The organism is Bartonella rattaustraliani AUST/NH4 (genome assembly GCF_000312565.1).
GTDB lineage: Bacteria > Pseudomonadota > Alphaproteobacteria > Rhizobiales > Rhizobiaceae > Bartonella > Bartonella rattaustraliani.
On the sequence record NZ_CALW02000060.1, the window covers coordinates 1 to 2,221 of the forward strand.

1 protein-coding gene is annotated in these 2,221 nt (G+C 35.2%); it reads right to left on the bottom strand.

Going from position 1 to position 2,221, the window contains the following annotated elements:
• Positions 1 to 288: 288 nt before the first annotated feature.
• Positions 289 to 2,221: type ISP restriction/modification enzyme (locus tag BN67_RS14510; RefSeq protein WP_019223666.1), on the bottom strand; the 1,933-nt coding region annotated here is incomplete at its 5' end.

A 2,221-nucleotide genomic window follows, 5' to 3' on the forward strand; every position in this document is an offset into this window, starting at 1 on the left:
TCTCTTTTACCCCTATTTTTTAATTTATTTTAGATTACGATATAATCTCTTACAGGCAATGTAAAAAAATCTGATCTTATAGAGGAAGGGGTTTCTGAAAAGCCTTAAAGCAATCCAAAAAAGAGTGTTTAAAAGTGCAAATGATTTCTTTTTAGAATAACGCATATAAACTATCTCTTTAAAGATTGTATGTAAGCAATGTATAAAGGGGGGTATAAAACTTATAGTTATAAGACTCTATACCCCTTGTGAGGTTAGCATACCCATCATGTGAGCATGCTTTATAAGTTATTCGGTTTCTCTTATGTCTAATGTTGGTAGTTTTTTCACAATTTTCATTGTTTCTAAACTTACGGTAATAATCCTTTGAAATAACTCTAGTGGGTAAGCAGGGTTGCCAATGGTCTCAACGGCATAGAGATTGGCATCATTAACAATGCCACTTTTTTCATCAGTCTTTACACATTGACGTTCCATAATCCATTCAAGAGCAGGTTTCCCATTAACAATATATTCATAGGCTTCAAGAGGAATATCTGTCATGATGATATGACGATTATAAATGACAGTAGATTTATCTTTTTCCTTACACTTCTTAACTTTTGCGAATTCCATTTTTGTAACATAATAAAATTCTTCAGGATTAGAAATATCAGTCAGTTTTGGATCACCCTTTTTAAAGATTACTGGATAAGGTGCTACAGTTTCATAATTGACATGCAAGTGACCCAGTTTACGTCCTGCTTTAACAAAAGCCCAAAAATCTTCAGCGGTTTTCACACAAGGGATACGAGGCAATTCTTTAGAGAGGTTATCAGCATAACGAGCACGGTAATCTTCTGAATGCAAAATACCGTAAACATAATAGAATAGATCATCTTTTGTTATGGTTTCACCAAGATAAGCCGCTTTAAAATATTCTAATCCTTCATCAGTAAGTGCATCACGCCTTTGTAAACCAATAGCTTCATTATTCTTTATAGAGCTTTCAAATAAATGGGACTGCTTGGTATTTTTATCTTTTGAAACTGCAGATTCTTCGTAAATATAGCGTGGAAAGCATTGACATTTTTCTATTGCATCATAGTTAGGCACTGTATTCGTCATCAGTACAGAAAAACCTTTCATTGCCCCGATTCCTGCAAGTTGTATCACTCTATTTTCAACGGTTTGTCTCATCGAAAATATATGCGGCATTTGATAAACTCTCTCATTGAGAGTGCGATTGTAATAAAGCCACTGTTGTGTAAAAGGACGGTAAAGGCTTTGAACTAAGCAACCACTTTCAAATTCGGAAAAATTTCCTCTTACTAATTCCTGCTTGATATTATAACTCCAGCTAATTTTACTTGCATCTGAGTTTACGAAACTGTCTACAGCCTTTTTACGTGTCTCGCGATTAGCATGCTCATAAGCTTCATTAAAACGTTCTACTTCGCTATTATAAAAGCCAATCATATTGCTCATGTTTTTTGCTAAAGCCTCACAGCTTGAGTTATATACCCAAGCATCACGGCTGGTTGAAATACCAAGAGAATAAGTCTCAAAAAGCTTTTTATCATCCCCTTTTTTAATACCTAGTACTAAAAATGTTTTGAAACTGTTATCACGTTGATTTATCCAATCACCATGTTTATCTGGTGTAATTATTTGCCAACCTTGTTTTTGTGTAATACCATCAATACTTTTAAAAGACTCTATTATTGCAAGTTTTTCTTTTCTATTGAGATAATCACCAATATCACGAAAATATATTTTACCACGCTGTTGAGATTCTGGATTTTTGACAAGAATGGAAATCGCTATAGGGGCTCGAGACCCCTCACCAAAAATTCCACCACTCTCTTTTTTACGCTGTTCACCTGAAGTCCGTGCATTCCCCCGTAAGTGGAAAATATAAAGGCTACTAAACTCTTCAACAAGGCACTTGCGTAAACCAGCCATAGCATTTGCATCTACAAAACCTGCATTTGTGACAAAGCCAATAATACCACAGTCTTTTATACGATCGCTAGCCCAACGAAGTGCACGGATATAGCTGTCGTAAAGTGCTTGCCTATTCATTGCTTTCGATTGAGCGGAATAGGTTTCGCGAATACGGTTATCTAATATGGGATAAGAGGTATTCTTTGCATTATCGTTTTCACTCTTTTGTCCCACAGAATAAGGAGGATTACCAAAGATAACTTGAATGTTTAGATTTTTCTGAAGTTCCAAATAG